We start from the raw sequence: 24,426 nt of genomic DNA, 5'->3' as shown, positions 1-24,426 counted from the left end.
GGCAGGCGAGCGAGCAGATGAACGAGCAGATGAACGAGCAGTTGAATGAGCAGGGACCGAGCCGCGTGGGCGTCGTCGGCCTGGGGCTCGTCGGCGGGTCGCTGACCCGCCTGCTGGCCGCGCGCGGGGTCGACGTCGTCGCGACGGACACCGATCACGGCACCCGGACGGACGCGCGGGCCGTGGGGCTGGAGGTCACCGACGACCTCGCCGGGCTGTGCGCCGCGGCGCCTGACCTGATCGTGCTCGCCGTGCCGCTGCGCGCGGTCCACGCCACCGCCGCCGAGCTGGCGCCGCTCCTGCCCGCACGGGCCACGGACGACGACGGCGGCCCGACCCTGACGGACGTCGGCAGCGTCAAGGGTCCCGTGCGGGCGGCGCTGCGGGCGGCGGGCCTGGGCGATCGGTACGTCGGCGCGCACCCGATGGCGGGGACGGAGCACAGCGGTTTCGCCGCCTCCGACGCGGCGCTCCTCGACGGGGTCCCGTGGGCGGTCACGGTGGCCGAGCCGGGCGGCGCGGCCACCGACGAGCCCGCGCGGCTCGCGCAGGTGCTGCGGCTCGTCACCGGCCCGCTGGCCGGCACGGCTGCGGTGGTCACCGACGACCGGCACGACGAGGCCGCGGCCCTGATCAGCCACGTGCCGCACGTGCTGGCCACCCAGCTGCTCAACGCGGTGGCGGGCGCCCCCGTGCGCGACCTGGCGCTCGGCCTCGCGGCCGGCAGCTTCCGGGACGGCACCCGGGTGGCGCTCACAGACCCAGGGCGCACGGAGGCGATGGTCACGGAGAACGCGGCGTGGGTGGCGCCCATGCTGCGCAAGGTGGTGCGCGACCTCGAGGTCGTGATCGGGGCACTGGAGACCAACGGGTCGCTGCACGACGTCTTCCATGCGGCCGACGACGTGCGGGCGCAGCGCGCTGGTGCCGAGGTGGGGGTCGGGGGCGCGCCGGCGCGGCTGCCGCTCACCGACGGCTGGGCACCGGGCCTGGTGGAGTCGCTCGTGGGCCGGTGCGTGGCCGGTGCCGTGGTGGTCGGCCTGGACGACGACGCCGTGCACCTGCGCGCGCCGCGCTGAGCACCGCCCGGCTGGTGTGCGAGCGGGCCGTCAACCCGTCGTCAGCGCTCGGACCGTCGGGCGGGCCGGGGCGGGACCGGCTTCATCGCCTCGACGTCCGCCGCGGCCACGCGCACCTCGGCGAGGCCGGGCACGCGGTCGGGGCGCACGCGGACCCCGTCGTCGCCGTTGGCGGTGAGAATTCCCACGACGTCGGTCCACAGGGCCCTGCTGTCGGCCGCCTCGGCGGCGTCCAGGCGGCGCCGGACGACGACGCGCGCGCCCACCGGGACGCCGCGCCAGCGGGGCGGGGGGACGGCTGGCGGGACGGCTGACGACGAAGGCACCACGTCAGCGATACTAGAGTTGGCAGTGCGGGTCTCGTGCCCTTGAAAATTCTCGCAGCACCGACGATTCATCGAGCGCCGCAGCCCCCGGTCTCCCGGGTGGCCGCACCCTCGTCAGCTGGAAGGTAGCCGCAGTGACCTACGTGATCGCTCAGCCGTGCGTCGACGTCAAGGACCGGGCGTGCATCGAGGAGTGTCCCGTGGACTGCATCTACGAGGGCTCGCGGTCGCTCTACATCCACCCGGACGAGTGCGTCGACTGCGGTGCGTGCGAGCCGGTGTGCCCGGTGGAGGCCATCTACTACGAGGACGACGTGCCCGACCAGTGGAAGGACTACTACCGCGCCAACGTGGAGTTCTTCGACGACCTGGGCTCGCCGGGCGGCGCCGCCAAGATGGGCGTCATCGAGAAGGACGACCCCATGATCGCCGCCCTGCCGCCCCAGGCCTGATGGGGTTCGCCGACCTCGGCTCGCTGCCCTACCCCTGGGACACGCTCGAGGACGTGCGCGCGACCGCGCGCGCCCACCCGGACGGCGTCGTCGACCTGTCGATCGGCACGCCGGTCGACCCGACGCCGCCGGTGGTGCGCGAGGCGCTCGCTGCCGCGTCGGACGCCCACGGCTACCCGACGACGCACGGCACGCCCGCGCTGCGGGAGGCGGTCGTGGACTGGTTCGCCCGGCGCCGCGGCGTCCCGGGCCTCGACCCCGCGGCCGTTCTGCCCACGGTGGGTTCCAAGGAGCTCGTGGGCCTGCTCCCGTCGCTGCTGCGCCTGGGCCCCGGCGACGTCGTCGTGCACCCCGCCATCGCGTATCCCACGTACGACGTCGGGGCGCGCCTCGCCGGGGCGACCCCTCTGGCCACGGACGACGTCGAGGAGTGGGCGGGCCGCACGGACGTCCGCCTGGTCTGGGTCAACTCGCCGGGCAACCCGACAGGCAAGGTCGCCGACGTGGCGCACCTGCGTCGCGTCGTGGAGGCCGCGCGGGAGATCGGCGCCGTGGTGGCGGGCGACGAGTGCTACGCCGAGCTGCCCTGGGCGGACGCCTGGGTCGGCGAGGGCGGGGTGTCCCGGGTGCCGAGCCTGCTCGACCCGCGCGTCACGGGCGGCAGCCACGACGGCCTGCTGGTGGCGTACTCGTTGTCCAAGCAGTCCAACGTCGCCGGGTACCGCGCCGCCTTCGTCGCGGGCGACCCGGCCCTCGTCGCCGGGCTGCTCGCCACCCGCAAGCACCTCGGCATGATCGTGCCCGCCCCCGTGCAGGCCGCGATGACCGCCGCCCTCGGGGACGACGCGCACGTGGCCGGCCAGCGCGAGGTCTACCGGCGCCGGCGCACGGCGCTGGCCGGGGCTCTGGCCGCCGCGGGCTTCACGGTCGACGGCTCCGAGGCGGGCCTCTACCTGTGGGCCCGGCCCGCCGGGGAGTCGACGAGCGGCTCGGCCGCGCCAGGCTCGCCGGCGGCCGGCGCGTCCTCGCGCGAGCTGGCGGCCTGGTTCGCCGGGCGCGGCATCCTCGTCGGCCCGGGCGAGTTCTACGGCTCGGCGGGGGAGCGGCACGTGCGTGTCGCGCTCACCGCCCCCGACGATTCCGTGGCCCAGGCTGTGGTGCGCATCACATCTCCGTGACTGGATGATTGGTCGGGGATTGGATCACCTTGGTGTTCGGGGGTAGGTTCGACCGCAGGCCGAGGTCGCCCTGGAGGACGCCACGGCCGGCGTACCCCGGGCCGCCCGCCTCCGAGCCACGAGTCACGCGCTTTCCGGAACCCCTCGCAGGGACCCGTCGAGCCCGTCACGGAAGGAAGTCATGACGTCTACCACGCCTGCCGCCGGCACCAGGGGCACCGCCGCCACGGTCGAGCTCGCCGTCGACGGCACCGCCCGGCAGCTGCCCGTCGTCCCCGCCACCGAGGGCAACGACGGCATCGTCGTGTCGTCCCTGCTCAGGGACACCGGGTTGGTCACGGTCGACCCCGGCTTCACCAACACCGCGTCGTGCGAGTCCGAGATCACCTACATCGACGGGGACCAGGGCATCCTGCGCTACCGCGGGTACCCGATCGAGCAGCTCGCCGACTCCTCGACGTTCCTCGAGGTCGCGTACCTGCTCATCCACGGCGAGCTGCCGTCGCCGTCCGAGCTCGCGTCGTTCGAGGAGCGGGTCAACCGGCACACCCTGGTGCCCGAGGGATTCCGCGCCTTCCTCTCGTCGTTCCCGCGCGGCGGCCACCCGATGTCGATCCTCGCGTCGGCCGTGAACGCGCTGGCCACGTACTACCCGGAGTCCCTGGACCCGCACGACCCGGACGCGGTCGAGCTCGCCACGGTGCTCATCCTGGCCAAGATCCGGACGATCACGTCGTACCTGCACCGCGCCACGCGCGACGAGCCGCTCATGTACCCGGACTACGCCCGCGGCTACGTGGACGACTTCCTGCGCATGACGTTCTCGCGGCCCTACGAGCAGTGGGAGTCCGACCCGGTGCTCGTGTCCGCGCTGGACAAGCTGCTCATCCTGCACGCCGACCACGAGCAGAACTGCTCGACGTCCACCGTGCGCATCGTCGGCTCGTCGAACGCGACGCTGTACGCGTCCGTCTCGGCGGGTATCAACGCGCTGTCGGGCCCGTCGCACGGTGGCGCCAACGAGGCGGTCCTCACGATGCTCGAGAGCATCCGCAGCGGCGACGACTCCGTCGAGACCTTCATGAAGAAGGTCAAGAACAAGGAGGCCGGTGTCCGGCTCATGGGCTTCGGGCACCGGGTCTACAAGAGCTACGACCCGCGCGCGGCGATCGTCAAGAAGCACGCCGACGCCGTGCTCGACCGGCTCGGCGCCAAGGACGAGCTCCTCGATATCGCCCGCGGGCTCGAGGAGATCGCGCTGGGCGACGACTACTTCGTGGAACGCAAGCTCTACCCGAACGTCGACTTCTACACCGGCCTCATCTACAAGGCCATGGGGTTCTCCCCGGCCATGTTCACGCCGCTGTTCGCCCTGGGGCGCATGCCTGGCTGGATCGCCCAGTGGCGCGAGATGATGACCGACCCGCAGACCAAGATCGGGCGCCCGCGCCAGATCTACACCGGCCCGACCGAGCGCGCGTACGTGCCGCTCGAGGCCCGCTGAACCCCTCGCCGAGGTAGTGCGAAACTCCGCGAGGTAGTCCGAGATCGCGCGAGGTAGTCCGAGATCGCGCGAGGTAGTCCGAACTTCGCGAGGTAGTGCGGCTCCAGTTGCGGAGGCGCTAGTCCACGGGGAGGAGCACGGTGACCTGGCCGTCGGGCTGGCGGTCGGCGTCGTCGTCGCCGACGGCCCAGTCGCCGGTCTCGCGGGACCAGGAGCGCGCCCCGGCGCGGACCTCCTCGGCGCCGGTGACCGACGCGGTCGCGACGGCCCAGTGGGCGACAGCCCAGGTGGCGATGTCTGCTTGGAGCGCCACGGCGGTGGCGTCGAGGCGGACGGCGGCGCGGTCGTCGTCCACCTCGACATCGCGCAGGGCGCCGGCGGGCAGGCCCAGGTCGCGGGCAGCGCGCTCGGCGAGGGCAGCGCGGGCGTCGTCGCCGGTGGGGGCGTCGTCCTCGTCGGTCGGAGGCAGCGTGCAGGTCACGGCGCCGGGAGAGTGGCCGGTGAGGGCGGAGGCCCAGGCGCGCGAGCGCGCCTCGTGCTGGGCGTAGGCCTCGGGGAACGCGGAGCGCTGCACGGCCTGGGCGGCCACCGTGACCTCGAGCGACTCGTAGTCCTTCACCTCGACCAGGCCGTCGTAGAACGCGCCCGTGGAGTACACCGGGTCCATGATCTCGTCGGGCGTCCCCCAGTCCTGCGAGGGACGTTGCTGGAACAGGCCGAGGGAGTCCCGGTCGCCGTAGTCGATATTGACGAGCCTCGACTCCTGCAGGGCCGTGGCGAGCGCGATCGTCGCTGCCCGGCCGGGCAACCCGCGCTGCACCGACGTCCCGACGACCAGCGCGGCGTTCTCCGCCTGCACCGGCGTGAAGTACCACCCGGTGCCATCGAGCTCGGCGGCGCACCGTTCGGGCTCGGGCGTGTCGATTCGATCGAGGAACCACACGACGCCGGTGGTCGCGGCGGCGCCCACGACGAGCACGACGGCGAGAGCTCCCGCCGTGCGTCGCGCACGCCGGTGGCGGCTCGGCGCCGGACGGGTATTCATCGGTGGTTCCCCGGGCTCGGTCGGTGCAGCGCGGACGGGCTCAGTTGGCGTGCAGCGCGGCGTTGAGCTCGATGCCGACGCCGCCGCGCTCGAGCACCTCGACGGTGCCGGTGCGGGAGTTGCGACGGAAGAGCAGGTTGTCGCGGCCGGCCAGGTCGCGGGCCTTGGCGACCAGCGGGTCGCCGTCGGCGCCCATCTCGCCGAGCACGGTCACCTTGGTGCCGGCCGTGAGGTAGAGCCCGGCCTCGACCACGCAGTCGTCGCCCAGCGGGATGCCGAGGCCGGCGTTCGCGCCCAGCAGGGACCGCTCGCCCAGGGCGATGACCTCCTTGCCGCCACCGGACAGCGTGCCCATGATCGACGCGCCGCCGCCCACGTCGGAGCCGTCGCCCACGACCACCCCGGCGGAGACGCGGCCCTCGATCATGGACGCGCCGAGCGTGCCGGCGTTGAAGTTCACGAAACCCTCGTGCATCACGGTGGTGCCCGCCGCGAGGTGGGCGCCCAGGCGCACGCGGTCGGCGTCGGCGACGCGCACGCCCGCGGGCACCACGTAGTCGACCATCCGCGGGAACTTGTCGATGCCGTACACGGTCACCGCCCGCCCGGTGTCCGCCCGCAGCCGCAGGCGCGTGGCCTCGAAGCCCTCGACCGCGCAGGGCCCGTGCGAGGTCCACACGACGTTGGTCAGCACGCCGAACAGGCCGTCGAGGTTGAGGCCGTGCGGCTGGACGAGGCGGTGCGACAGCAGGTGCAGGCGCAGGTACGCGTCCGCGGTGTCCTGGGGCGCGGCGTCGAGGTCGATCACCGTGAGCACCACGGCGACGTCCACCCGGCGGGAGTCGTCGCGCTCCGTCAGCGCGTCGAGCTCGGCGGGGATGTCGACGTCGGACTCCGGCGGTGCGCCGAGGACGGGGGAGGGGTACCAGACGTCGAGCGTCGTGCCGTCGTCGGCGACCGTGGCGAGTCCGAGGCCCCAGGCGGGGCGCGATGCAGCAGGCGTCGTCATGCGGGCCAGCCTATCTGCGCGTCTGCCACGATGGTGGGCGTGACTACGGACCATCCCGCGCCGCCCGCCGTCGATCTCGCCCCCCACCTCGACCCGGCTGCGGTCGCGTCGTCCGACCTGGTGGACCTGCTCGCCGCGATCTGCGACGTGCCGTCGGTCTCGGGCGACGAGGCGGCCCTCGCGGACTCCGTCGAGCGGGTGCTGCGCGCGCAGCCGCACCTGGACGTGCTGCGGGACGGCGACGCGCTGGTCGCGCGGACGCGCCTGGGTCGTGACCGCCGCGTGGTGCTGGCCGGGCACCTCGATACCGTGCCGCTGACGGTCCCGCCGAACCTGCCCACGCGGCTCGAGACGACGCCGGACGGCCAGGTCGAGATGTGGGGCCGCGGCACGGTGGACATGAAGGGCGGGGTGGCGATCATGCTCGCCCTCGCGGTCGAGCTCGGGCGCCCGGGCCGCGAGCCCGTCGTCGACCTCACCTACGTGTTCTACGACCACGAAGAGGTCGAGGCGTCGCTGAGCGGGCTCGGCCGGCTCGTGCGGCACCACCCCGGGGCGCTCGCGGGCGACTTCGCGATCCTCGGGGAGTCGAGCAACAACGGGATCGAGGGCGGCTGCAACGGGACGCTGCGCGCGGAGGTCCGCACCACCGGGGTGGCCTCCCACTCGGCGCGGGCGTGGGCGGGGGTCAACGCGATCCACGCCGCGGCGCCGGTGCTCGCGCGCCTCGCCGACTACGAGGCGCGCCAGGTCGAGGTCGACGGGCTGGTCTACCGCGAGAGCATGAGCGCGGTCGGCATCTCCGGAGGCATCGCGGGCAACGTCGTGCCCGACGCGTGCACCGTCACCGTGAACTACCGCTTCGCCCCGTCGCAGGGGGTCGTGGCGGCGGAGGCGCATGTGCGGGAGCTCTTCGACGGGTACGACGTCGTCGTGACGGACGCCGCCGGCGGTGCGCGCCCGGGCCTGGACGCCCCGCTGGCGGCGGACTTCGTCGCGGCGGTGGTCGCAGCCACCGGTGGCGAGCCGCGACCGAAGTACGGATGGACGGACGTGGCGCGGTTCGCGGAGCTCGGTGTCCCGGCGGTGAACTTCGGCCCGGGCGACCCGGTGCTGGCGCACAAGGACGACGAGCGCCTGCCCGTCGCCCGGCTCGCGGTGGGCCGCGACGCCCTCCGCTCCTGGCTGCTGGGCGAGGGCGCGGCGGCGGGGACAACGGCGACGGCGCAGGGCGCTTAGGCTCGAGGCATGACGCGAGCGACGACCTCACAGGGCAGCCCAGGTACCGGCCGCGGAGACGACGGGGTGCCGCAGAAGGGCAAGGGCTACCGCAAGGGCCCCGTGCTGCTGCGGGGCACCCAGATCCCTGCCCAGACCACCGACCAGCGGCTGCTCTCGAGCGGGGGGGACCCCGACTGGGTGCACTCCGACCCGTGGCGCGTCATGCGGATCCAGTCGGAGTTCGTCGAGGGCTTCGGCGCCCTGGCCGAGGTCGGGGCGGCCGTGTCCGTGTTCGGCTCCGCGCGCACGCAGCCCGACCACCCGGACTACGCGCAGGCCGTGGAGGTCGGACGGCTCCTCGCCGAGGAGGGGTACGCCGTGATGACCGGGGGCGGGCCGGGGATCATGGAGGCCGCCAACGCCGGTGCGCAGAAGGCGGACGGCACGTCGATCGGGCTCGGCATCGAGCTGCCGTTCGAGCAGGGCATGAACGAGTACGTGAACCTCGGCGTGAACTTCCGCTACTTCTTCGCGCGCAAGACCATGTTCGTCAAGTACGCGCAGGGCTTCATCGTGCTGCCGGGCGGGTTCGGCACGTTCGACGAGCTGTTCGAGGCGTTGACGCTCGTGCAGACGCACAAGGTGACGGAGTTCCCGATCGTCCTGGTGGGCACGGACTACTGGGGCGGGCTGCTCGAATGGCTGCGCGGGGCGGTCGCGGACCGGGGCATGATCGCACCGGCCGACCTCGACCTGCTCCACCTGACCGACTCGCCCGCCGACGCCGTCAGCTACGTGATCGAGCGCGGCCGGGCGCTGGCGGCGTCCGAGCGCGAGGCCCTGGACGAGCTCGTGGAGGACCAGCAGGACGCGGCGAGCGCCTCGGCCGACGGCTCGTGAGCGAACCGGGCACCGGAGGGACCGCGGGCGTGCCCGCCGCCGGGACCTCGCTGGTGCTCCGCGGCCGCGAGGTCGGCCGTGCGGACGGTGGTGGTCCGGACGGCGCGCTGCGGCCGGTGGTGATGGCGATCGTCAACCGCACCACCGACTCGTTCTACGCCCCGGCGCGGCTGTCCGACGACGGCGCCGCGCTCGACGCGGCGCACCGGGCGTGGGCGGACGGTGCGCAGATCCTCGACGTCGGAGGGGTGCGCGCCGGCGTGGGTCCCGAGGTCGACGAGGCTGCCGAGATCGCGCGGGTGGTCCCGTTCGTCGCGCGGGTGCGCGAGCAGATCCCCGACCTGATGGTCTCCGTCGACACGTGGCGCTCGGGTGTGGCCCGCGAGGCTGTCGCTGCGGGCGCCGATCTGGTCAACGACACGTGGGCCGGGCACGACCCGGCCCTGGTCGAGGTCGCCGGGGCGGCCGGCGTCGGCGTGGTGTGCTCGCACACGGGCGGGGCGGTGCCGCGCACCGACCCGTATCGGGTCGAGTACCCCGGCAGGGGCCACGACACGAGCCACGACACGAGCCACGACACGAGCCACGACACCGACCCGCGGGACGGGGTCGTGGACGATGTCGTGGCGACCCTGCGGGCAGCGGCCGAGCGCGCGGTCGCGTGCGGAGTGCCGCCGCGGTCGGTGTTGGTGGACCCGACGCACGACTTCGGAAAGAACACCTGGCACTCGCTGCACCTCCTGCGCCGCACCGAGGCGCTCGCCGAGCTGGGCTTCCCGCTGCTGATGGCGCTGAGCCGCAAGGACTTCGTGGGGGAGACCCTGGGGCTCGGGCCGGACGAACGACTGGAGGGGACGCTGGCCGCCACGGCCCTCGCCGCGTGGATGGGCGCGAGCGTCTTCCGGGCGCACGACGTGCGTGCCACCCGGCGCGTCCTGGACCTGGTCGCGGCCGTCCGCGACGAGGTCCCGCCGCAGGCCGCGGTCCGTGGGCTGGCCTGACGCCCGACAGTCTCGCCTGTCGACCGCTGACGTCCGGGGTGTGGAAGTGATGGTCCGGTTCTGACCTAGAATGGTGAGGCGCGCCTCAACCCGCCCCGCCGACCGGCGGACGCCGGGAACGAGGTCAGGTCGAGGAACCAGACAACGGAATGGAGAGCCACAGATGGCTGCGATGAAGCCGCGGACGGGCGACGGGCCGCTGGAGGTCACCAAGGAAGGGCGCGGCATCGTCATGAGGGTCCCGCTCGAGGGTGGCGGCCGTCTGGTCGTGGAGCTGAACGCCACCGAGGCAACCGAGCTGGGCGAGGCACTCCAGGCCGTCGTCTCCTGACGACGACCGGGCCCGCGGCCGGGAGGATCCCGGAAGCCGCGGCCCGCCGGGACTGATCATGTGAGCGCGGGGCGGGTCGTCCGTCCCGCGCTCATGCGTGTGCGTACGAAGGTCGCTAGCGCCGCACGGCGAGCAGCAGCCCGTCACCGGACGGGGCGAGCGCGGACAGCACCCGCTCGTCCGCCCGCAGCGACCGCCCGACGTCGCGCACCACGGTGGTCGCCTCGTCCCGCCGCGCCGGATCGGGCACCCGGCCACCGTGCAGCGCCCCGTCGACGGCGAGGACCCCGCCCGGTCGCAGCAGCCTCAGCCCGGCCTCGACGTACTCCGGGTACGCGTGGGGTTCCGCGCCGACGAGCACCAGGTCGTACGCCCCGTCGGTGAGTCGCGGCAGGACGTCGGCGGGGCGGCCCGGGATCGCACGCGTGCGGGCGGGCGCCAGCCCTGCCTCGGCGAACGCCCGCTTCGCGGCGCGCTGGTGCTCCAGCTCCGGGTCGATCGTCGTGAGCACACCGTCGTCGGGCATGCCGCGCAGCATCCAGAGGGCGGCCACGCCGGTGCCTGTGCCGACCTCGACGACGGCACGTGCGCCGAGCGCGGCGGCCACGACCTGCAGCAGGGCACCCGTGCCGGGGGACGCTGCCTGGCACCCCAGCTCGGCGGCGCGCTCACGGGCGCGCAGCAAGACGTCGTCCTCGGGGACGAAGGCCTCGCTGTAGGCCCAGGCGGCGGTACGACCGCTGCGGGCGTCGACGTCGGTGCTGATAGTGGGTCCTCCACGGCGGGTCGCCGGCGGACGGCCGGCGTCGTGATGCTGCGGTGATCGTACGCGGGAACGACCCGGCGTGCCTGGACGTTGCCGTGGGACGATGGGTGTGATGACGAAGAACCCTGCTCCCGTGCACGCCGCGCCAGTGGCGCCCGCGCCGCCCGGCGCTGCGACGACCTCGGACACCGGGGAAGGATCGCAGGACCAGGCACCGTGGACGCCTCCGACCTGGGACGCGATCGTCCGCGAGCATTCCGCACGGGTCTACCGGCTGGCGTACCGCCTGAGCGGCAACCGGCAGGACGCCGAGGACCTGACGCAGGAGACGTTCCTGCGCGTCTTCCGTTCCTTGTCCAGCTACACCCCGGGCACGTTCGAGGGCTGGCTGCACCGCATCACGACCAACCTCTTCCTCGACCAGGTCCGACGGCGCAAGCGCATCCGCATGGAGGCCATGGGCGACGACGCCGCGCGGGTCGCAGCGCCGGAGGACCACAGCCGGCCCGAGCGCGGTTTCGAGCACGCCAACCTCGACAACGACGTGCAGGCGGCGCTCGACGCGCTGCGGCCCGAGTACCGCGCCGCCGTCGTGCTGTGCGACATCGAGGGGCTCAGCTACGAGGAGATCGCCGTGACCCTGGGGATCAAGCTCGGCACGGTCCGCTCCCGCATCCACCGGGCTCGCGCGCAGCTCCGAGACGCGCTGGAGCACCGTCGCGCGGAGGTGACGGCGCGAGGCGCGAGCGGCAGGGCCGGGTCGTGACGGGGTTCTTCGGCTCGGGTCACCTCGGCGCGAGCCATCTCGGGACCTGGGTGAGCGACCTCGCCGACGGCCAGCTCGACGCGGCGACCACGGAGCGGGCGCTCGCCCACGTGGCGCGCTGCGCGCGGTGCGCGGCCGAGCTCGACGCCGCACGAGCCGCGCACCGCGCGCTCGCCGCCGCCTGCGACGTGGCCCCGGACCCGGCACTCACCGACCGCCTGCTGGCGCTGTCGGCGTCGATCCCGTCCACGGCGGGGGACCCGCTGCGCGACCCGGGCCGCTCCAGCGCGTGGGAGCGTCCGGCCGCCTGGGAACCCGCGCTGACCGGCGATCTCGGCTCGAGGCGCCGCCATCGCACCCGTCGTCTGGTCGCAGTGGGCGCCGGCGGCGTCGGGGTGCTCGGCATGGCGCTCTTCGTCCTCGGGCAGGCGCCGGTGGTCAGCCCGGACCCGTCGAGGGCCGCTGCGCTCACACTGCTGGCGGGAGCGGAGACGACCGTGGGTGACGTGACCGTCGCCGGGGAGACGACCGCCGAGTCCCTCGCCTGGTTGCAGGAGCACGGCTGGGAGGCGCCGACGTCGCTGCCCGCGGGGTACGAGGTCACGGCGCTGCGGACCGGGACGTGCCAGACCGGCGACGGCGCGGACGCCGCGTCCGTGGAGCTGGATCTCACCGGACCGGACGGCGCTGCCGTCGTGTGCCAGCGGCAGGGACGTCTCGCCGACGTCGGCGGCGCCGGCGTGGAGGGCCCTGGCGCCCTGGACGTCGACGGCCACGACCTGCGCGTGCTCTCGACCGAGCCGTGGCACGTCGCCTGGCAAGCCGGGGACACCGCGATCGACGTCGCCGCCGACGTGCCGGCCGACGTGCTCGCCGAGCTCGTCGCAGCGTTCCCGGTTTCCGCCGAGGGCGACGGCACGGGCGTGCTGCGTGAGATCTCGCGCGGATGGACGACCATGACAGGAGCCCTCTGGCGACGATGACCACGCCTCCCGACCCCGCCGACGACCTGTTCGCGCCGCCCGAGCCGCCCGAGCGTGCACCCGAGCCGCCCGCACGGGACCCCGAGCCGGCGCCGCATCTCACCCTGCCCGCGTCGCCTTACCCGACGCTCCCGACGCTCGCGGTGCCCATGCCCCAGCCCTCGGGCACGGGCGCGACGGCGACCGACCCGCTCCCGGTGGCGGCGCGAGACGCGCCGCGCCGCCGCCGCCCGCGGACGGCGGCCGTCGTCGTGGTCGCCCTGCTCGCGGGTGCGGTGGGCGGGTTCGCCGGCGACCGGCTCTCGGACGCGCTCGCCGACGGCCGTCCGGCCGACGCGGCGCTCCCCGAGCCGGCCGCAGCACGCCAGGGCACGGCGGAGACAGCGGGGGAGCGCCCCGCGGGCTCGGTGGCCGCGCTGGCCGCCGACGTCCTGCCGAGCGTCGTCTCGATCCAGGTCGCGGGCGCGGACGGGGTCGCCACGGGCTCGGGCTTCGTGCTGCGTGCGGACGGCTACATCCTCACCAACAACCACGTCGTGGCCGGGGCGACCGGCGCCGACGACAACGCCGTGGTGACGTTCGCGGACGGCCGGGAGCGGGACGCGGAGGTGGTCGGCCGCACGGCCGACTACGACCTCGCCGTCATCAAGGTGGACGAGAAGGGCCTCGTGCCGCTCGTCCTCGGCGACTCCGACGAGGTCGTGGTGGGCGACCCGGTGCTCGCGGTCGGCGCGCCCCTGGGCCTGGACTCCACGGTGACGACGGGGATCGTGAGCGCCCTGCACCGGCCCGTGCAGGCCGGGGACGAGACGGGCGGCGCCGCGGCGACCGCGTTCATCGACGCGATTCAGACGGACGCCGCGATCAACCCCGGCAACTCCGGCGGCCCGCTGGTCGACGCGGACGGCGAGGTGGTGGGCATCAACTCGGCGATCGCGCAACCGCCCGGTGCCGCCGCCGCGACGGGCAGCATCGGCCTCGGGTTCGCGATCCCCGCCGCCCAGGCGCGGCACACCGCGGAGCAGCTGATCGAGTCGGGGCACGCCACGTACCCCGTCATCGGGGCCCTGATCGACACGTCGTACACCGGCGAGGGCGTGCAGGTCTCCAGCGATGCCCAGCAGGGCCAGCCGGCCGTGACGCCGGACGGCCCCGCCGACCGCGCCGGGATCCGGCCGGGCGACGTGATCCTCACGATCGACGGGCGGCCGGTCGCGCGGAGCGACGAGCTGATCGTGGCGATCCGCGCGCGGCAGCCCGGCGACGCCGTGACGCTGCGCGTGCGCGACGACGGCGACGAGCGGGACGTGCGCGTGGTGCTGCAGGAGAAGGAGAGCGGGTGACGCGGCGACGCAGGTCCGCCGCGAGTCCACCCCGCCGGGTCCGTCCGTCCCCCTCCGACCGTTAGGCTGCTGCCGTGTTGGACATCAACGGCGGTGAGCTCATCATCATCGTGGTGCTTGCCGTCCTGCTCATCGGGCCCGAGCGCCTCCCCGGTTACGCCGCCCAGCTCGCCTCGCTCGTGAAGCGTGGCCGGGGCCTGCTGCGCGACGCGAAGGAGCGGGTGGACACCGAGCTCGGCCCGGAGTTCAAGGACGTGGACTGGTCCAAGCTCGACCCGCGCCAGTACGACCCGCGCCGGATCGTGCGGGAGGCGCTCCTCGACGACGACGAGTCGGCGCCGACCCCGAGGGCCGCCGCGCCCGCCGCTGCCCCGACGTCCGCCACGGGCGACGCCGCGAGGTCGGCCGCCCCGGCACCGTTCGACGACGAGGCCACCTGATCCCACCCATCGGGACCGCCCCCGACGTGGTTTCCGAGGTGCCCCGCCGACCTGCCACAATGGACGCCATGTCCGACGTCGCCACCCCCGGTTCTCTCGAACACGGTTCCCTCGAGCGCGGGACCGCCCCACAGGGACTGCCTCGCATCTTCTCCGGTATGCAGCCGACCGACGGTTCGCTGCACCTCGGGAACTACCTGGGAGCCCTGGCCCAGTGGGTGGCGCTCCAGGAGGACCACGAGGCGCTCTACTGCGTCGTCGACCTGCACGCCCTGACCGTGGGCCCGGACCCGGCCGCGCTGCGCGAGCGCACGCGCCGCACGGCCGCGCAGTACCTCGCGGGGGGCATCGACCCGGGGCGGTCGATCCTCTTCGTGCAGTCCCACGTCGCGGAGCACGCCGAGCTGGCCTGGGTGCTGAGCTGCCAGACCGGGTTCGGCGAGGCAGGCCGGATGACGCAGTTCAAGGACAAGTCGGCGAAGCAGGGGGTTGAGGGCACCACGGTGGGCCTGTTCACCTACCCGGTGCTCATGGCGGCAGACATCCTGCTCTACGACACCGACCTGGTGCCGGTGGGCGAGGACCAGCGCCAGCACCTGGAGCTCACCCGCGACCTGGCCCAGCGGCTCAACGCCCGCTTCGGCGAGGGCACCGCCGTGGTCCCCGAGGCGCACATCGTCAAGGCCGTGGCCAAGATCCAGGACCTCCAGGAGCCCACGGCCAAGATGAGCAAGTCGAACGCCGGCGGCAAGGGCGTCGTCTGGCTGCTCGAGGACCCGAAGAAGGCGGTCAAGGCGATCAAGTCCGCCGTCACGGACGCCGACGAGACCTATGGGGTGCGCTACGCCCCCGCGGCCAAGCCGGGCATCTCCAACCTGCTGACCATCTTCTCGGCGGTCACGGGTCGCGGCGTGGACGAGATCGCGGCCGAGTACGACGGCCGCGGCTACGGCTACCTCAAGGCGGACCTGGCGGACGCGGTCGTCGCCTTCCTCGAGCCCTTCCAGGCCCGGGCCCAGACCTACCTGTCGGACCCGGCCCAGCTCGACAAGGTGCTCGCCGACGGCGCCGAGCGGGCGCGGGAGATCGCCCGACCGGTGCTCGGCCGGGTCTACGACCGGTTCGGGCTGCTGCCGCGAGGCGCTCGGTGAACCTTCCCGAACGCGGCCCTTCCCAGGTGCGGATCGGCGTCGCCATCGCGGTGCCCGAGCCGTTCGGGAGCCGGCTCCAGGACGCGCGCGCCCGGCTCGGCGACCCGCTCGCGCACGCCATCCCGCCGCACATCACGGTGGTCGGCCCTACCGTCGTCGACGTGTCGGTGCTGGACGCGGTGTCCGAGCACCTCGAGAAGGTGGCCGCAGAGACGCCCCCGTTCCGCGTGCACCTGCGCGGTGCCGGCACGTTCCGCCCCGTCTCGCCCGTCGTGTTCGTCTCGCTCGCCGAGGGCATCGCGGAGTGCGAGCAGCTGGAGATGGCCGCCCGGTCGGGGTTGCTGGCACAGGACCTGCGCTTCAACTACCACCCGCACGTCACGGTGGCGCACGAGGTGGCCGACGCCTTCCTGGACCGGGCCTTCGACGAGATGGCCGACTTCGACGGGGTCTTCGAGGTCGACCGGCTCTGGCAGTACGAGCACGGCGACGACGGCGTGTGGCGTCCCCACCGCTGGTTCCGGCTCGCGGGGGCGTCCTCGGCTTCCTAGGGTCGGCCTGTGAGCGCAGCCGTCGACCGGGTCAAGGCCCTGATGGAGTGGTGGAACGACACGCGGCTATCCCGGGCGCTCTCGTGGTACGGCGCCCGCCGGGGTGCGCTGCTGTGCGGCGGCATCGCGTACACGGCGCTGTTCTCGCTCTTCGCCGGGCTGACGATCGGGTTCAGCGTCTTCTCCGCCGCGCTCGGCAGCCGCCCCGAGCTCCAGGCGGCGGTGTTCGAGCAGATCGACACCTGGATCCCGGGGCTGATCGCGACGGGCGGCAAAAAGGGCGCCCTGGCGCCCGAGAACCTCGTCCTCTCGCACGCCCTGAACCCGGCGACCGTGGTCGCGGTGGTGGTGCTGCTCTTCTCCGCCATCGGTTTCATGAGCGCGATCCGCATCTCGGTGCGCACGATGTTCGACGAGCCCATCACGGCGGAGAGCCCCGTGTGGTCCAAGGTGTGGGCCCTGGTCGGCTTCGTGCTGCTGGGCGCGATGGTGCTGGCCTCGGCGGCCGCGAGCATCGTCTCCCGATGGGTGGGCGGCGAGGTGCGCGAGCTCCTGGGCAGCTCGGCCCTCGTCGGCTGGGCCCTCAGCCTGGGGAGCGTCGCCGTGGGCGTGGTCCTCGACGCGTTCCTGGTGTTCCTGCTCGTCCGGGTGATCGCCCGGGTCCACCCGCCCCGCACCCGGGACCTGGTCCTCGGGTGCCTGGTCGCCGGCCTCGTCGCCGGGTTCCTGCGCTGGGCGGGGACGTCGATCATCGTCGGCAGCGCGGCGCGCAACGCGCTCCTGGCGTCCTTCGCCGTCATCGTCACGGTGCTCGTGCTGGTCAACTTCGTCGCCCGCGTGCTGCTCATGGTCTGCGCGTGGATCTTCGACCCGCCGCGCCTGGACGAGCTGGAGCGGGCCGAGGCCGAGCTCCGTGCCCGCCGCAGGGCCCTCGAGACCGAGCGCATCGTGCGACAGGGGCAGGGCAGCGGAAGGCCGTGGAGCCCCGTCGTACGGGGGGTACGACGGGGCTCCTACGACCGGGTGGCTCCCAGCGTCAGAACGCGCGGGTGATCATCGCGCGCTTGACCTCCTGGATCGCCTTGGTCACCTCGATGCCGCGGGGGCAGGCCTCGGTGCAGTTGAAGGTCGTGCGGCAGCGCCACACGCCCTCCTTGTCGTTGAGGATCTCCAGGCGCTGGGTGGCGCCCTCGTCGCGGCTGTCGAAGATGAACCGGTGCGCGTTGACGATCGCCGCCGGGCCGAAGTACTGCCCGTCGGTCCAGAAAACGGGGCACGACGACGTGCACGCGGCGCACAGGATGCACTTGGTGGTGTCGTCGAAGCGGGCCCGGTCCTCGGCGGACTGGATCCGCTCGCGGCTGGGCTCGTTCCCCGAGGTGATGAGGAACGGCATGATCTCGCGGTAGGAGGCGAAGAACGGCTCCATGTCGACCACGAGGTCCTTGACCACGGGCAGGCCCTTGATGGGCTCCACGGTGATCGGCTTGTCCGGGTTGACGTCCTTGAGGAGCGTCTTGCAGGCGAGCCGGTTGCGGCCGTTGATGCGCATGGCGTCGGAGCCGCACACGCCGTGGGCGCAGGAGCGACGGAACGTCAGGCTCCCGTCCTGCTCCCACTTGATCATGTGCAGGGCGTCCAGGACGCGGTCGGTGCCGTGCGCGGTGACCGTGAACTCGTCCCAGGTCGATTCCTCGCCGTGCTCCGACTCCGGGTTGTAGCGCCGGATGCGCAGCGTGACCTCGAACGAGGGGATGGCGCCCACCTCGGGCTTCAGCGACTCGGTCGCGGGGTTCTCGAGAACAGCAGTCATCAGTACTTCCGCTCCATCGGCTCGTAGCGCGTCTGGGTGACGGGCTTGGATCCGAGGACGACCTTGTAGTCCCCGAAGTCCTCGACGTGGTCGAAGTAGCCCGTGACGTGCCCGTCGGCGGCGTCGGAGGCCGACGTCGGACGGCGGTACGCCATCGTGTGCAGCATGTAGTTGGAGTCGTCCCGGTCCGGGTAGTCCTCGCGGTAGTGCCCGCCGCGCGACTCCTTGCGGTTGATCGCCGCGACGACCGTGACCTCGGCGATGTCGAGCAGGAACCCCAGCTCGATGGCCTCGAGGAGGTCGGTGTTGAACAGCTTGCCCTTGTCCTGAACCGAGACGTTCCGGTAGCGCTTCTGCAGCTCGCGGATCGTCGAGAGCGCCTCGTTCAGCGAGTCGCCGGTGCGGAACACCTGGGCGTTCGCGTCCATGGTCTCCTGCAGGGCCTTGCGCACGTCGGACACGCGCTCGCCGTCGGGCCGGTCGCGCATCTCGGAGAGCTGCGCCTCGACGCGGGCGGTCGGTGCCTCGGGGAGCTCCCGGTGCTGGGGGACCGTCTTGGAGTACGCGGCCGCCGCGCGCCCGGCCCGCTTGCCGAAGACGTTGATGTCGAGCAGCGAGTTGGTGCCGAGCCGGTTGGAGCCGTGCACGGACACGCACGCGACCTCGCCGGCCGCGTAGAGGCCCTTGACGACGGTGTGGCTGTCGCGGAGCACCTCGCCCTGCACGTTGGTCGGCACGCCGCCCATGGCGTAGTGCGCCGTGGGGTACACCGGCACGGGCTCGGTGTAGGGCTCGACGCCGAGGTAGGTGCGCGCGAACTCCGTGATGTCCGGGAGCTTGGCGTCGATGTGCGCCGGCTCCAGGTGCGTGAGGTCGAGCAGCACGTAGTCCTTGTTCGGGCCGGCGCCGCGGCCCTCCCGCACCTCGTTGGCCATCGACCGGGCCACGATGTCGCGCGGCGCGAGGTCCTTGATGGTGGGCGCGTAGCGCTCCATGAACCGCTCGCCCTCGGAGTTGCGCAGGATGGCGCCCTCGCCGCGTGCGGCCTCCGAGAGCAGGATGCCCAGGCCGGCGAGGCCCGTCGGGTGGAACTGGAAGAACTCCATGTCCTCCAGCGGCAGGCCGCGGCGGTAGGCCAGCGCCATGCCGTCGCCCGTGAGGGTGTGCGCGTTCGACGTGGTCTTGAAGATCTTGCCCGCGCCGCCGGTGGCGAAGATGATCGCCTTCGCCTGGAACACGTGGATCTCGCCCGACGCGAGGTCGTAGGCCACGACGCCGGTCGCGTTGACCTCGGCGCCGTCGGCCAGCTCCTCGGTGGTGAGGTCGTGGTCGGTGAGCAGGTCGAGCACGTAGAACTCGTTGAAGAACTCCACGTCCTGCTTCACGCAGTTCTGGTAGAGCGTCTGCAGGATCATGTGCCCGGTGCGGTCCGCGGCGTAGCAGGCGCGGCGCACGGCGGCCTGCCCGTGCTCGCGGGTGTGCCCGCCGAAGCGACGCTGGTCGATCCGGCCCTCGGGGGTGCGGTTGAACGGCAGCCCCATCTTCTCGAGGTCGAGGACGGAGTCGATGGCCTCCTTGGCGAGGATCTCGGCCGCGTCCTGGTCGACGAGGTAGTCGCCGCCCTTGACCGTGTCGAAGGTGTGCCACTCCCAGTTGTCGTCCTCGACGTTCGCGAGGGCCGCGGCCATGCCGCCCTGGGCGGCGCCGGTGTGGGAGCGGGTGGGGTAGAGCTTGGAGATGACGGCGGTGCGGGCCTCGCCGGAGGCCTCGAGCGCCGCACGCATGCCGGCGCCGCCTGCGCCGACGATGACGACGTCGTACTGGTGTGTCTGCATCGGGGGAGCCAGTCCTTAGTTCGCGGAACAGATCGACGGCAGGAGGTTCGCCGGCGCATCCGGCGGGCAGGGGTTGAACGTGAAGATCACGAGCGTGCCGAGCACGACGACGATCACGGACGCCAGGTAGAGCAGCACCTTGAGCACGCCGCGCGTCGCGTCGCGCTGGGCGTAGTCGTTGATGACGGTGCGCACGCCGTTGGTGCCGTGGATCATCGCGAGCCACAGCATCAGCAGGTCCCAGACCTGCCAGAACGGGCTGGACCACTTACCGCCGACGAAGGCGAAGTCGATCGCGTGCACGCCCTCGCCGACCATGAGGTTGACGAACAGGTGCCCGAAGACGAGCACGAGCAGCAGCACGCCCGACACCCGCATGAACACCCAGCTGTACAGCTCGTAGTTGCCGCGCGTGGTCTTGCGCCGCGCGTACGGGGAGCGGGGTTCGGCGATCGCGGACGGGGACCCGGTCTGTGTCGCTGCCATCAGTGCCCACCTCCGAAGACGTTCATCAGGTGCCGCGGCAGGAAGCCGGCCATGGTGACGACGAACAGGCCGACGACGACCCAGAGCATGGCCCTCTGGTACTTCGGGCCCTTGGCCCAGAAGTCGACGAGCACCACGCGGACGCCGTTGAACGCGTGGAAGACGATCGCGGCCACGAGGCCGGCCTCCCCGAGTCCCATGATCGGCGTCTGGTACGTCCCGATCACGGCGTTGTAGGCCTCGGGCGAGACCCGGACCAGTGCGGTGTCCAGGATGTGCACGAGGAGGAAGAAGTAGATGAGCACGCCGGTCACGCGATGCGCGACCCAGGACCACATGCCTTCACGGCCGCGGTAGAGCGTGCCAGCAGGTGCTGTAGGCACGGGGGGAGCCTCCGTTGGCGGATTCTGGGTGGATTCCGTTCACGTTCACTGTAGTGACATCAGGTCGTCTCGCGGCACACGGGGTCCGGCAAACCGGGGCGCTCCGGTGCCTTTCGTGACCTATTCCACAGGGTTGACGTCGCCGACGGCTCGGCCGTCAGCACGCCTATGCTGCGGACATGAGCACTGCGGCACCTCCGTCCGGATCATCGAGCCCGGCCGGACCGGCCTCCCGACCGATCCCTGGGTTCTACGCCGTGGTCCCCGCCGGCGGCGCCGGCACCCGGCTGTGGCCGCTGTCCCGCGCGGGCGCCCCCAAATTCCTGCACGACCTCGCCGGTACCGGGCGCTCCCTGCTGCAGGGCACGGTGGACCGGCTCGGGCCGCTCACCGGCCCCGGCGGCGTGGTGCTCGTCACCGGGACGCAGCACGTGCCCGCGGCCCGCGAGCAGCTGCCCGAGCTCGGGGCGGACGACGTCCTGGCCGAGCCCTCGCCGCGGGACTCGATGGCGGCGATCGGGCTGGCGGCCGCGGTGCTCGAGCACCGGCACGGCGACGTCGTCGTCGGCTCGTTCGCCGCGGACCAGGTGGTGTCGGGCACGGCCTCCTTCGAGGCGGCGGTGCGCGAGGCCGTCGCGGCCGCGCGCGCGGGGTATGTCGCGACGATCGGGATCGCCGCCTCGCGCCCGTCCGTGGCGTTCGGCTACGTGCACAGCGGCGACCCCCTGGGTGTCGACGACGCGCCGAGCGCCCTGCACGTGCGGGGTTTCACGGAGAAGCCGGACGCCGCGACCGCCCGCGAGTACGTCGCCTCCGGGGAGTACCGCTGGAACGCGGGGATCTTCGTGGCCCGCGCGTCGGTGCTGCTCGGCCACCTTGCGCAGCAGCGGCCGGCCCTGCACGACGGGCTCCGCGCCGTCGCGGCCGCCTGGGACGGCCCGGACCGCGACCGGGTGCTGGCCGAGGTGTGGCCAGGCCTGGAGAAGATCGCGATCGACCACGCCGTGGCCGAGCCCGTCGCGGCCGAGGGCGGCGTCGCCGTCGTTCCGGGCACGTTCGGCTGGGACGACGTGGGGGACTTCAACTCGCTCGCGGCCCTGCTCCCGTCGGACGACGACAGCGGGTCCAAGGTGCTCGGCGACCCGGGGGACGTGGTGCGCGTGCAGTCGGCCGGGTCCGTCGTCGTACCCGGCGGGGACCGGGTGGTGGCGCTGCTCGGCATCGACGACGTCGTCGTGGTGGACACGCCCGACGCCCTGCTGGTGACGACCCGTGCCCGCGCCCAGCAGGTGAAGGACATGGTCGACGCGATGCGCTCGCACGGCCGCGAGGACCTCCTGTGAGCGCCCCCGTGGACGCCGGCGCGCGGCTCGACGAGGTCCTCGCGGCCCTCGAGGCCGAGCTGATCGAGATCCGCCGCGACGTGCACGCGCACCCCGAGCTCGGCCGCCAGGAGGTGCGCACCACCGCCCTGGTGGCCGACCGCCTGCGCGCGGCGGGTCTCGCGCCGCGGCTGCTGGAGGCCACGGGGCTGGTCTGCGACGTCGGGCCGGAGCGCTCGGCGGACGGGCGCGGCCGCGTCGCGCTGCGCGCCGACATCGACGCGCTGCCGCTCGACGACTCCTGCGGGCTGCCCTTCGAGTCCGTCGTGCCGGGCGTCGCGCACGCCTGCGGCCACGACGTGCACACCACGGTGGTGCTCGGCGCGGGGCTGGCGCTCGCCGCCCTGCACGACGAGGGTCTGCTCGACCGCGGGGTGCGGCTCGTCTTCCAGCCGGCTGAGGAGGTCACGCCCGGCGGCGCGCACGACGTCGTGGCGCAGGGCGCGCTGGACGGCGTCGACCGGATCGCCGCGGTGCACTGCGAGCCCAAGCTCGACGTCGGGCAGGTCGGCACCCGGATCGGCCCCATCACCTCCGCCTCCGACAGCGTCACCGTGACCCTGTCGTCGGGCGGCGGGCACACGTCGCGGCCGCACCTGACCGGGGACGTGGTGTACGCGCTGGGCCAGGTCATCACGCAGGTGCCGGCGGTGCTGGGCCGGCGGCTCGACCCGCGCTCCGGCGTGAACCTCACCTGGGGCACCGTGCACGCGGGCAACGCGCACAACGCGATCCCGGCCACCGGCACGGTCAGTGGCACGCTGCGCTGCCTCGACGTGCGCGCCTGGGAGCGGGCCGGCCAGGTGCTGCACGACGCGGTGGAGCAGGTGGTGGCCCCGTACGAGGTGGACGTGACAGTGCGGCACGCGCGCGGCGTCCCGCCGGTGGACAACGACGCGGCGGTGACGGGCGCGCTCGAGGCCGCCGGCGCCGCGGTGCTCGGGCCCGACGGCGTGGTGCTCACGGAGCAGTCCCTCGGCGGCGAGGACTTCGCCTGGTACCTGACCAAGGTCCCGGGCGCGATGGCCCGGCTGGGCACCGGGACGCCGGGGGAGCGGCGCTACGACATCCACCAGGGTGACCTGGTCGTGGACGAGCGGTCGATCGCCGTCGGGGCCCGGCTGCTGGCACGTTTCGCGCTGCAGCCCTGATTCACCGGAAAGTCTCCGGCGTGTTCCCGGTCGATACCGCTTCGGTAACGACTACTGCGGGTTCGTGGCGCGCGGTACTCCGCGTCCCCAGCGGTGACTAGGATTCCCTGCGTGACGGGCCGGACGACCCTGGCCCGACGAACGATCGACAGGAGCGACAGGTGAAGAGAGCGATCCAGCTCACTGCCCTCGCAGGCGTCGCCGCGCTCGCGCTGGCGGCTTGTGCCGAGGCCCCGGAGGAGTCCGGTGGCGACGGGGGCGGTTCGGCCGCCGCGAGCGACTTCAAGCCGTGCATCGTCTCGGACCAGGGCGGGTTCGACGACAAGAGCTTCAACCAGCTCAGCTACGAGGGTGTGCTCCAGGCCGCGGAGGAGCTCGGCACGGAGGCCGTCGAGGTCCAGTCGCAGTCCGAGAGCGACTTCAAGCCGAACCTCGAGTCCCTCGTCGGGCAGAACTGCGACACGATCGTGTCGGTGGGCTTCGCGCTCTCGGCCGCGACGATCGAGTCGGCGACCGCCAACCCGGAGTCCGAGTACATCATCGTCGACGACGCCGCGGACGCGGACTTCGACGGCACGACGGACGCCGAGAACATCAAGCCCTTGCTGTACGACACCGCCCAGGCCGCGTTCCTGGCGGGCTACCTGTCGGCCGGGTACTCGGAGACGGGCAAGGTCGGCACGTTCGGCGGCCAGCCGTTCCCGACCGTGACCATCTTCATGGACGGCTTCAAGCAGGGCGTCGAGTACTACAACGAGGCCAAGGACGCCGAGGTCGAGGTCGTCGGGTACTCCGGCGGCGACGAGGGGTCGTTCACGGGCGGCTTCGAGGCCAACGAGACCGCGAAGACGACCGCGCAGAACATCATCGACCAGGGCGTGGACGTGCTCCTGCCCGTCGGCGGCCCGATCTACCAGTCCGCCATCGCGGCGATCCAGGACTCGGGCAAGGACGTGGCCCTCGTCGGCGTCGACGCGGACTTCTTCGAGACCGACCCGTCCACCCAGGACTACGTGCTGACGTCGATCCTCAAGAAGATGGACGTCTCCACCTACGACGCGGTGATGGCGGCCGGCAAGGGCAACTTCGACCCGACGCCGTACGTCGGCACGCTGGAGAACGAGGGCGTGGGGCTCGCCCCGCTGCACAACTTCGAGGACAAGGTCGACCCGGCCCTCATGGAGGAGGTCACCGCCCTCCAGGAGAAGATCATCTCTGGCGAGGTCGAGGTCGACTCCTACCTCTCCGGCCTCTCCGGCAAGGAGTGATGGCAGCGGCGTGACGGCACGTTGAGCGGTGGCGCGGTCCGCATGGACCGCGCCACCCGTGC

The 24,426-nt window shown here is 73.0% G+C and carries 26 protein-coding genes; 18 read left to right on the top strand and 8 right to left on the bottom strand.

Going from position 1 to position 24,426, the window contains the following annotated elements; genetic code table 11:
* Window positions 1-17 precede the first annotated feature (17 nt).
* Window positions 18-1,079 (top strand): prephenate dehydrogenase, encoded by a 1,062-nt coding sequence (locus AC1C2V_RS00720; RefSeq protein WP_495387658.1) that lies wholly within the window; start codon window positions 18-20, stop codon window positions 1,077-1,079.
* 41 nt (window positions 1,080-1,120) lie between these two features.
* Here AC1C2V_RS00720 and AC1C2V_RS00715 read toward each other — a convergent pair whose 3' ends face one another.
* Entirely contained in the window at window positions 1,121-1,408 is a 288-nt protein-coding gene (locus AC1C2V_RS00715; RefSeq protein WP_495387657.1) for a DUF6725 family protein, read from the bottom strand.
* Between the two features lie 131 nt (window positions 1,409-1,539).
* Between AC1C2V_RS00715 and fdxA the strand changes: the two genes are divergently transcribed.
* The 3 genes from fdxA to AC1C2V_RS00700 all read left to right on the top strand — a co-directional run bounded on the left by fdxA (window position 1,540) and on the right by AC1C2V_RS00700 (window position 4,539).
* Window positions 1,540-1,857, top strand: coding sequence for a ferredoxin (gene fdxA / locus AC1C2V_RS00710; RefSeq protein WP_495387656.1), 318 nt, complete (start codon window positions 1,540-1,542; stop codon window positions 1,855-1,857).
* The gene (dapC, locus tag AC1C2V_RS00705; RefSeq protein ID WP_495387655.1) at window positions 1,857-3,035 is read left to right on the top strand and encodes a succinyldiaminopimelate transaminase; all 1,179 of its coding nucleotides are present in this window, start codon (window positions 1,857-1,859) and stop codon (window positions 3,033-3,035) included. Before fdxA ends, dapC begins: the two co-directional genes overlap by 1 nt.
* 181 nt (window positions 3,036-3,216) lie before the next feature.
* Window positions 3,217-4,539 (top strand): citrate synthase, encoded by a 1,323-nt coding sequence (locus AC1C2V_RS00700; RefSeq protein WP_495387654.1) that lies wholly within the window; start codon window positions 3,217-3,219, stop codon window positions 4,537-4,539.
* Window positions 4,540-4,657: 118 nt separating this feature from the next.
* Here the strand turns inward: AC1C2V_RS00700 and AC1C2V_RS00695 are convergent, their stop codons facing one another.
* Together AC1C2V_RS00695 and dapD are read right to left on the bottom strand one after the other, a co-directional pair.
* Window positions 4,658-5,584 (bottom strand): hypothetical protein, encoded by a 927-nt coding sequence (locus AC1C2V_RS00695; RefSeq protein WP_495387653.1) that lies wholly within the window; start codon window positions 5,582-5,584, stop codon window positions 4,658-4,660.
* 40 nt (window positions 5,585-5,624) lie between these two features.
* On the bottom strand, window positions 5,625-6,593 hold the full coding sequence (gene dapD, locus AC1C2V_RS00690) for a 2,3,4,5-tetrahydropyridine-2,6-dicarboxylate N-succinyltransferase (protein WP_495387652.1): 969 nt from the start codon (window positions 6,591-6,593) through the stop codon (window positions 5,625-5,627).
* Window positions 6,594-6,623: 30 nt separating this feature from the next.
* On the opposite strand from dapD, the gene dapE reads away from it, so the two are divergent.
* The 4 genes from dapE to AC1C2V_RS00670 all read left to right on the top strand — a co-directional run bounded on the left by dapE (window position 6,624) and on the right by AC1C2V_RS00670 (window position 10,046).
* Window positions 6,624-7,832, top strand: a complete 1,209-nt coding sequence (gene dapE, locus AC1C2V_RS00685; protein ID WP_495387651.1) for a succinyl-diaminopimelate desuccinylase — start codon at window positions 6,624-6,626, stop codon at window positions 7,830-7,832.
* A gap of 9 nt (window positions 7,833-7,841) precedes the next feature.
* Complete coding sequence (locus AC1C2V_RS00680; RefSeq protein ID WP_495387650.1) at window positions 7,842-8,714, top strand: LOG family protein; 873 nt, start codon at window positions 7,842-7,844, stop codon at window positions 8,712-8,714.
* A gap of 29 nt (window positions 8,715-8,743) precedes the next feature.
* Window positions 8,744-9,715, top strand: coding sequence for a dihydropteroate synthase (gene folP, locus AC1C2V_RS00675; protein ID WP_495387649.1), 972 nt, complete (start codon window positions 8,744-8,746; stop codon window positions 9,713-9,715).
* A 163-nt stretch (window positions 9,716-9,878) separates the two neighbouring features.
* Window positions 9,879-10,046 carry a DUF3117 domain-containing protein gene (locus AC1C2V_RS00670; RefSeq protein WP_079573043.1) on the top strand — a complete coding sequence of 56 codons (168 nt, stop codon included), beginning with the start codon at window positions 9,879-9,881 and terminating at the stop codon, window positions 10,044-10,046.
* A 115-nt stretch (window positions 10,047-10,161) separates the two neighbouring features.
* Here the strand turns inward: AC1C2V_RS00670 and AC1C2V_RS00665 are convergent, their stop codons facing one another.
* Window positions 10,162-10,731: an O-methyltransferase gene (locus AC1C2V_RS00665; protein ID WP_495387648.1), complete on the bottom strand. Its 570-nt coding sequence runs from the start codon at window positions 10,729-10,731 to the stop codon at window positions 10,162-10,164.
* A gap of 193 nt (window positions 10,732-10,924) precedes the next feature.
* Between AC1C2V_RS00665 and sigE the strand changes: the two genes are divergently transcribed.
* The 7 genes from sigE to AC1C2V_RS00630 all read left to right on the top strand — a co-directional run bounded on the left by sigE (window position 10,925) and on the right by AC1C2V_RS00630 (window position 17,099).
* Window positions 10,925-11,578, top strand: a complete 654-nt coding sequence (gene sigE, locus AC1C2V_RS00660; protein WP_495387647.1) for an RNA polymerase sigma factor SigE — start codon at window positions 10,925-10,927, stop codon at window positions 11,576-11,578.
* On the top strand, window positions 11,575-12,561 hold the full coding sequence (locus tag AC1C2V_RS00655) for a zf-HC2 domain-containing protein (protein WP_495387646.1): 987 nt from the start codon (window positions 11,575-11,577) through the stop codon (window positions 12,559-12,561). The genes sigE and AC1C2V_RS00655 overlap by 4 nt, the downstream gene beginning before the upstream one ends.
* Window positions 12,558-13,904: a S1C family serine protease gene (locus AC1C2V_RS00650; RefSeq protein ID WP_495387645.1), complete on the top strand. Its 1,347-nt coding sequence runs from the start codon at window positions 12,558-12,560 to the stop codon at window positions 13,902-13,904. Before AC1C2V_RS00655 ends, AC1C2V_RS00650 begins: the two co-directional genes overlap by 4 nt.
* Window positions 13,905-13,978: 74 nt before the next feature.
* Entirely contained in the window at window positions 13,979-14,344 is a 366-nt protein-coding gene (locus tag AC1C2V_RS00645; RefSeq protein WP_495387644.1) for a twin-arginine translocase TatA/TatE family subunit, read from the top strand.
* A 68-nt stretch (window positions 14,345-14,412) separates the two neighbouring features.
* Window positions 14,413-15,495, top strand: a complete 1,083-nt coding sequence (gene trpS / locus AC1C2V_RS00640) for a tryptophan--tRNA ligase (protein ID WP_495387643.1) — start codon at window positions 14,413-14,415, stop codon at window positions 15,493-15,495.
* Window positions 15,492-16,046, top strand: coding sequence for a 2'-5' RNA ligase family protein (locus tag AC1C2V_RS00635; protein ID WP_495387642.1), 555 nt, complete (start codon window positions 15,492-15,494; stop codon window positions 16,044-16,046). Before trpS ends, AC1C2V_RS00635 begins: the two co-directional genes overlap by 4 nt.
* A 9-nt stretch (window positions 16,047-16,055) precedes the next feature.
* On the top strand, window positions 16,056-17,099 hold the full coding sequence (locus AC1C2V_RS00630) for a YihY/virulence factor BrkB family protein (protein WP_495387641.1): 1,044 nt from the start codon (window positions 16,056-16,058) through the stop codon (window positions 17,097-17,099).
* Here the strand turns inward: AC1C2V_RS00630 and AC1C2V_RS00625 are convergent.
* Genes AC1C2V_RS00625 through sdhC form a run of 4 tightly spaced genes read right to left on the bottom strand, consistent with a single transcriptional unit; the run spans window position 17,083 to window position 20,563 of the window.
* Entirely contained in the window at window positions 17,083-17,859 is a 777-nt protein-coding gene (locus tag AC1C2V_RS00625) for a succinate dehydrogenase iron-sulfur subunit (protein ID WP_495387640.1), read from the bottom strand. The genes AC1C2V_RS00630 and AC1C2V_RS00625 overlap by 17 nt on opposite strands.
* Window positions 17,859-19,694 carry a succinate dehydrogenase flavoprotein subunit gene (gene sdhA, locus AC1C2V_RS00620; RefSeq protein WP_495387639.1) on the bottom strand — a complete coding sequence of 612 codons (1,836 nt, stop codon included), beginning with the start codon at window positions 19,692-19,694 and terminating at the stop codon, window positions 17,859-17,861. Before sdhA ends, AC1C2V_RS00625 begins: the two co-directional genes overlap by 1 nt.
* A 15-nt stretch (window positions 19,695-19,709) precedes the next feature.
* Window positions 19,710-20,180, bottom strand: a complete 471-nt coding sequence (gene sdhD / locus AC1C2V_RS00615; protein ID WP_495387638.1) for a succinate dehydrogenase, hydrophobic membrane anchor protein — start codon at window positions 20,178-20,180, stop codon at window positions 19,710-19,712.
* Window positions 20,180-20,563 (bottom strand): succinate dehydrogenase, cytochrome b556 subunit, encoded by a 384-nt coding sequence (gene sdhC, locus AC1C2V_RS00610; protein WP_495387637.1) that lies wholly within the window; start codon window positions 20,561-20,563, stop codon window positions 20,180-20,182. Before sdhC ends, sdhD begins: the two co-directional genes overlap by 1 nt.
* A gap of 179 nt (window positions 20,564-20,742) precedes the next feature.
* On the opposite strand from sdhC, the gene AC1C2V_RS00605 reads away from it, so the two are divergent.
* The 3 genes from AC1C2V_RS00605 to AC1C2V_RS00595 all read left to right on the top strand — a co-directional run bounded on the left by AC1C2V_RS00605 (window position 20,743) and on the right by AC1C2V_RS00595 (window position 24,364).
* Complete coding sequence (locus tag AC1C2V_RS00605; RefSeq protein WP_495387636.1) at window positions 20,743-21,906, top strand: mannose-1-phosphate guanylyltransferase; 1,164 nt, start codon at window positions 20,743-20,745, stop codon at window positions 21,904-21,906.
* Window positions 21,903-23,096 (top strand): amidohydrolase, encoded by a 1,194-nt coding sequence (locus AC1C2V_RS00600; RefSeq protein WP_495387635.1) that lies wholly within the window; start codon window positions 21,903-21,905, stop codon window positions 23,094-23,096. The genes AC1C2V_RS00605 and AC1C2V_RS00600 overlap by 4 nt, the downstream gene beginning before the upstream one ends.
* A gap of 161 nt (window positions 23,097-23,257) precedes the next feature.
* Entirely contained in the window at window positions 23,258-24,364 is a 1,107-nt protein-coding gene (locus AC1C2V_RS00595) for a BMP family lipoprotein (protein ID WP_495387634.1), read from the top strand.
* Window positions 24,365-24,426 lie beyond the last annotated feature (62 nt).

This window comes from Isoptericola sp. Y541, from assembly GCF_059445465.1.
The sequence above is the reverse complement of the archived record's forward strand: the minus strand, read 5'-3'. Positions and strand labels throughout refer to the sequence as shown.

Bases quoted from the DNA above. Each gene is read 5' to 3' on its own strand.
- AC1C2V_RS00720 (WP_495387658.1), top strand. From the start codon at position 18: ATGAACGAGCAGATGAACGAGCAGTTGAATGAGCAGGGACCGAGCCGC.
- dapC (WP_495387655.1), top strand. From the start codon at position 1,857: ATGGGGTTCGCCGACCTCGGCTCGCTGCCCTACCCCTGGGACACGCTC.
- AC1C2V_RS00700 (WP_495387654.1), top strand. From the start codon at position 3,217: ATGACGTCTACCACGCCTGCCGCCGGCACCAGGGGCACCGCCGCCACG.
- AC1C2V_RS00695 (WP_495387653.1), bottom strand. From the start codon at position 5,584: ATGAATACCCGTCCGGCGCCGAGCCGCCACCGGCGTGCGCGACGCACG.
- dapD (WP_495387652.1), bottom strand. From the start codon at position 6,593: ATGACGACGCCTGCTGCATCGCGCCCCGCCTGGGGCCTCGGACTCGCC.
- dapE (WP_495387651.1), top strand. From the start codon at position 6,624: ATGGTGGGCGTGACTACGGACCATCCCGCGCCGCCCGCCGTCGATCTC.
- AC1C2V_RS00680 (WP_495387650.1), top strand. From the start codon at position 7,842: ATGACGCGAGCGACGACCTCACAGGGCAGCCCAGGTACCGGCCGCGGA.
- AC1C2V_RS00670 (WP_079573043.1), top strand. From the start codon at position 9,879: ATGGCTGCGATGAAGCCGCGGACGGGCGACGGGCCGCTGGAGGTCACC.
- sigE (WP_495387647.1), top strand. From the start codon at position 10,925: ATGACGAAGAACCCTGCTCCCGTGCACGCCGCGCCAGTGGCGCCCGCG.
- AC1C2V_RS00650 (WP_495387645.1), top strand. From the start codon at position 12,558: ATGACCACGCCTCCCGACCCCGCCGACGACCTGTTCGCGCCGCCCGAG.
- trpS (WP_495387643.1), top strand. From the start codon at position 14,413: ATGTCCGACGTCGCCACCCCCGGTTCTCTCGAACACGGTTCCCTCGAG.
- AC1C2V_RS00625 (WP_495387640.1), bottom strand. From the start codon at position 17,859: ATGACTGCTGTTCTCGAGAACCCCGCGACCGAGTCGCTGAAGCCCGAG.
- sdhA (WP_495387639.1), bottom strand. From the start codon at position 19,694: ATGCAGACACACCAGTACGACGTCGTCATCGTCGGCGCAGGCGGCGCC.
- sdhD (WP_495387638.1), bottom strand. From the start codon at position 20,180: ATGGCAGCGACACAGACCGGGTCCCCGTCCGCGATCGCCGAACCCCGC.
- AC1C2V_RS00605 (WP_495387636.1), top strand. From the start codon at position 20,743: ATGAGCACTGCGGCACCTCCGTCCGGATCATCGAGCCCGGCCGGACCG.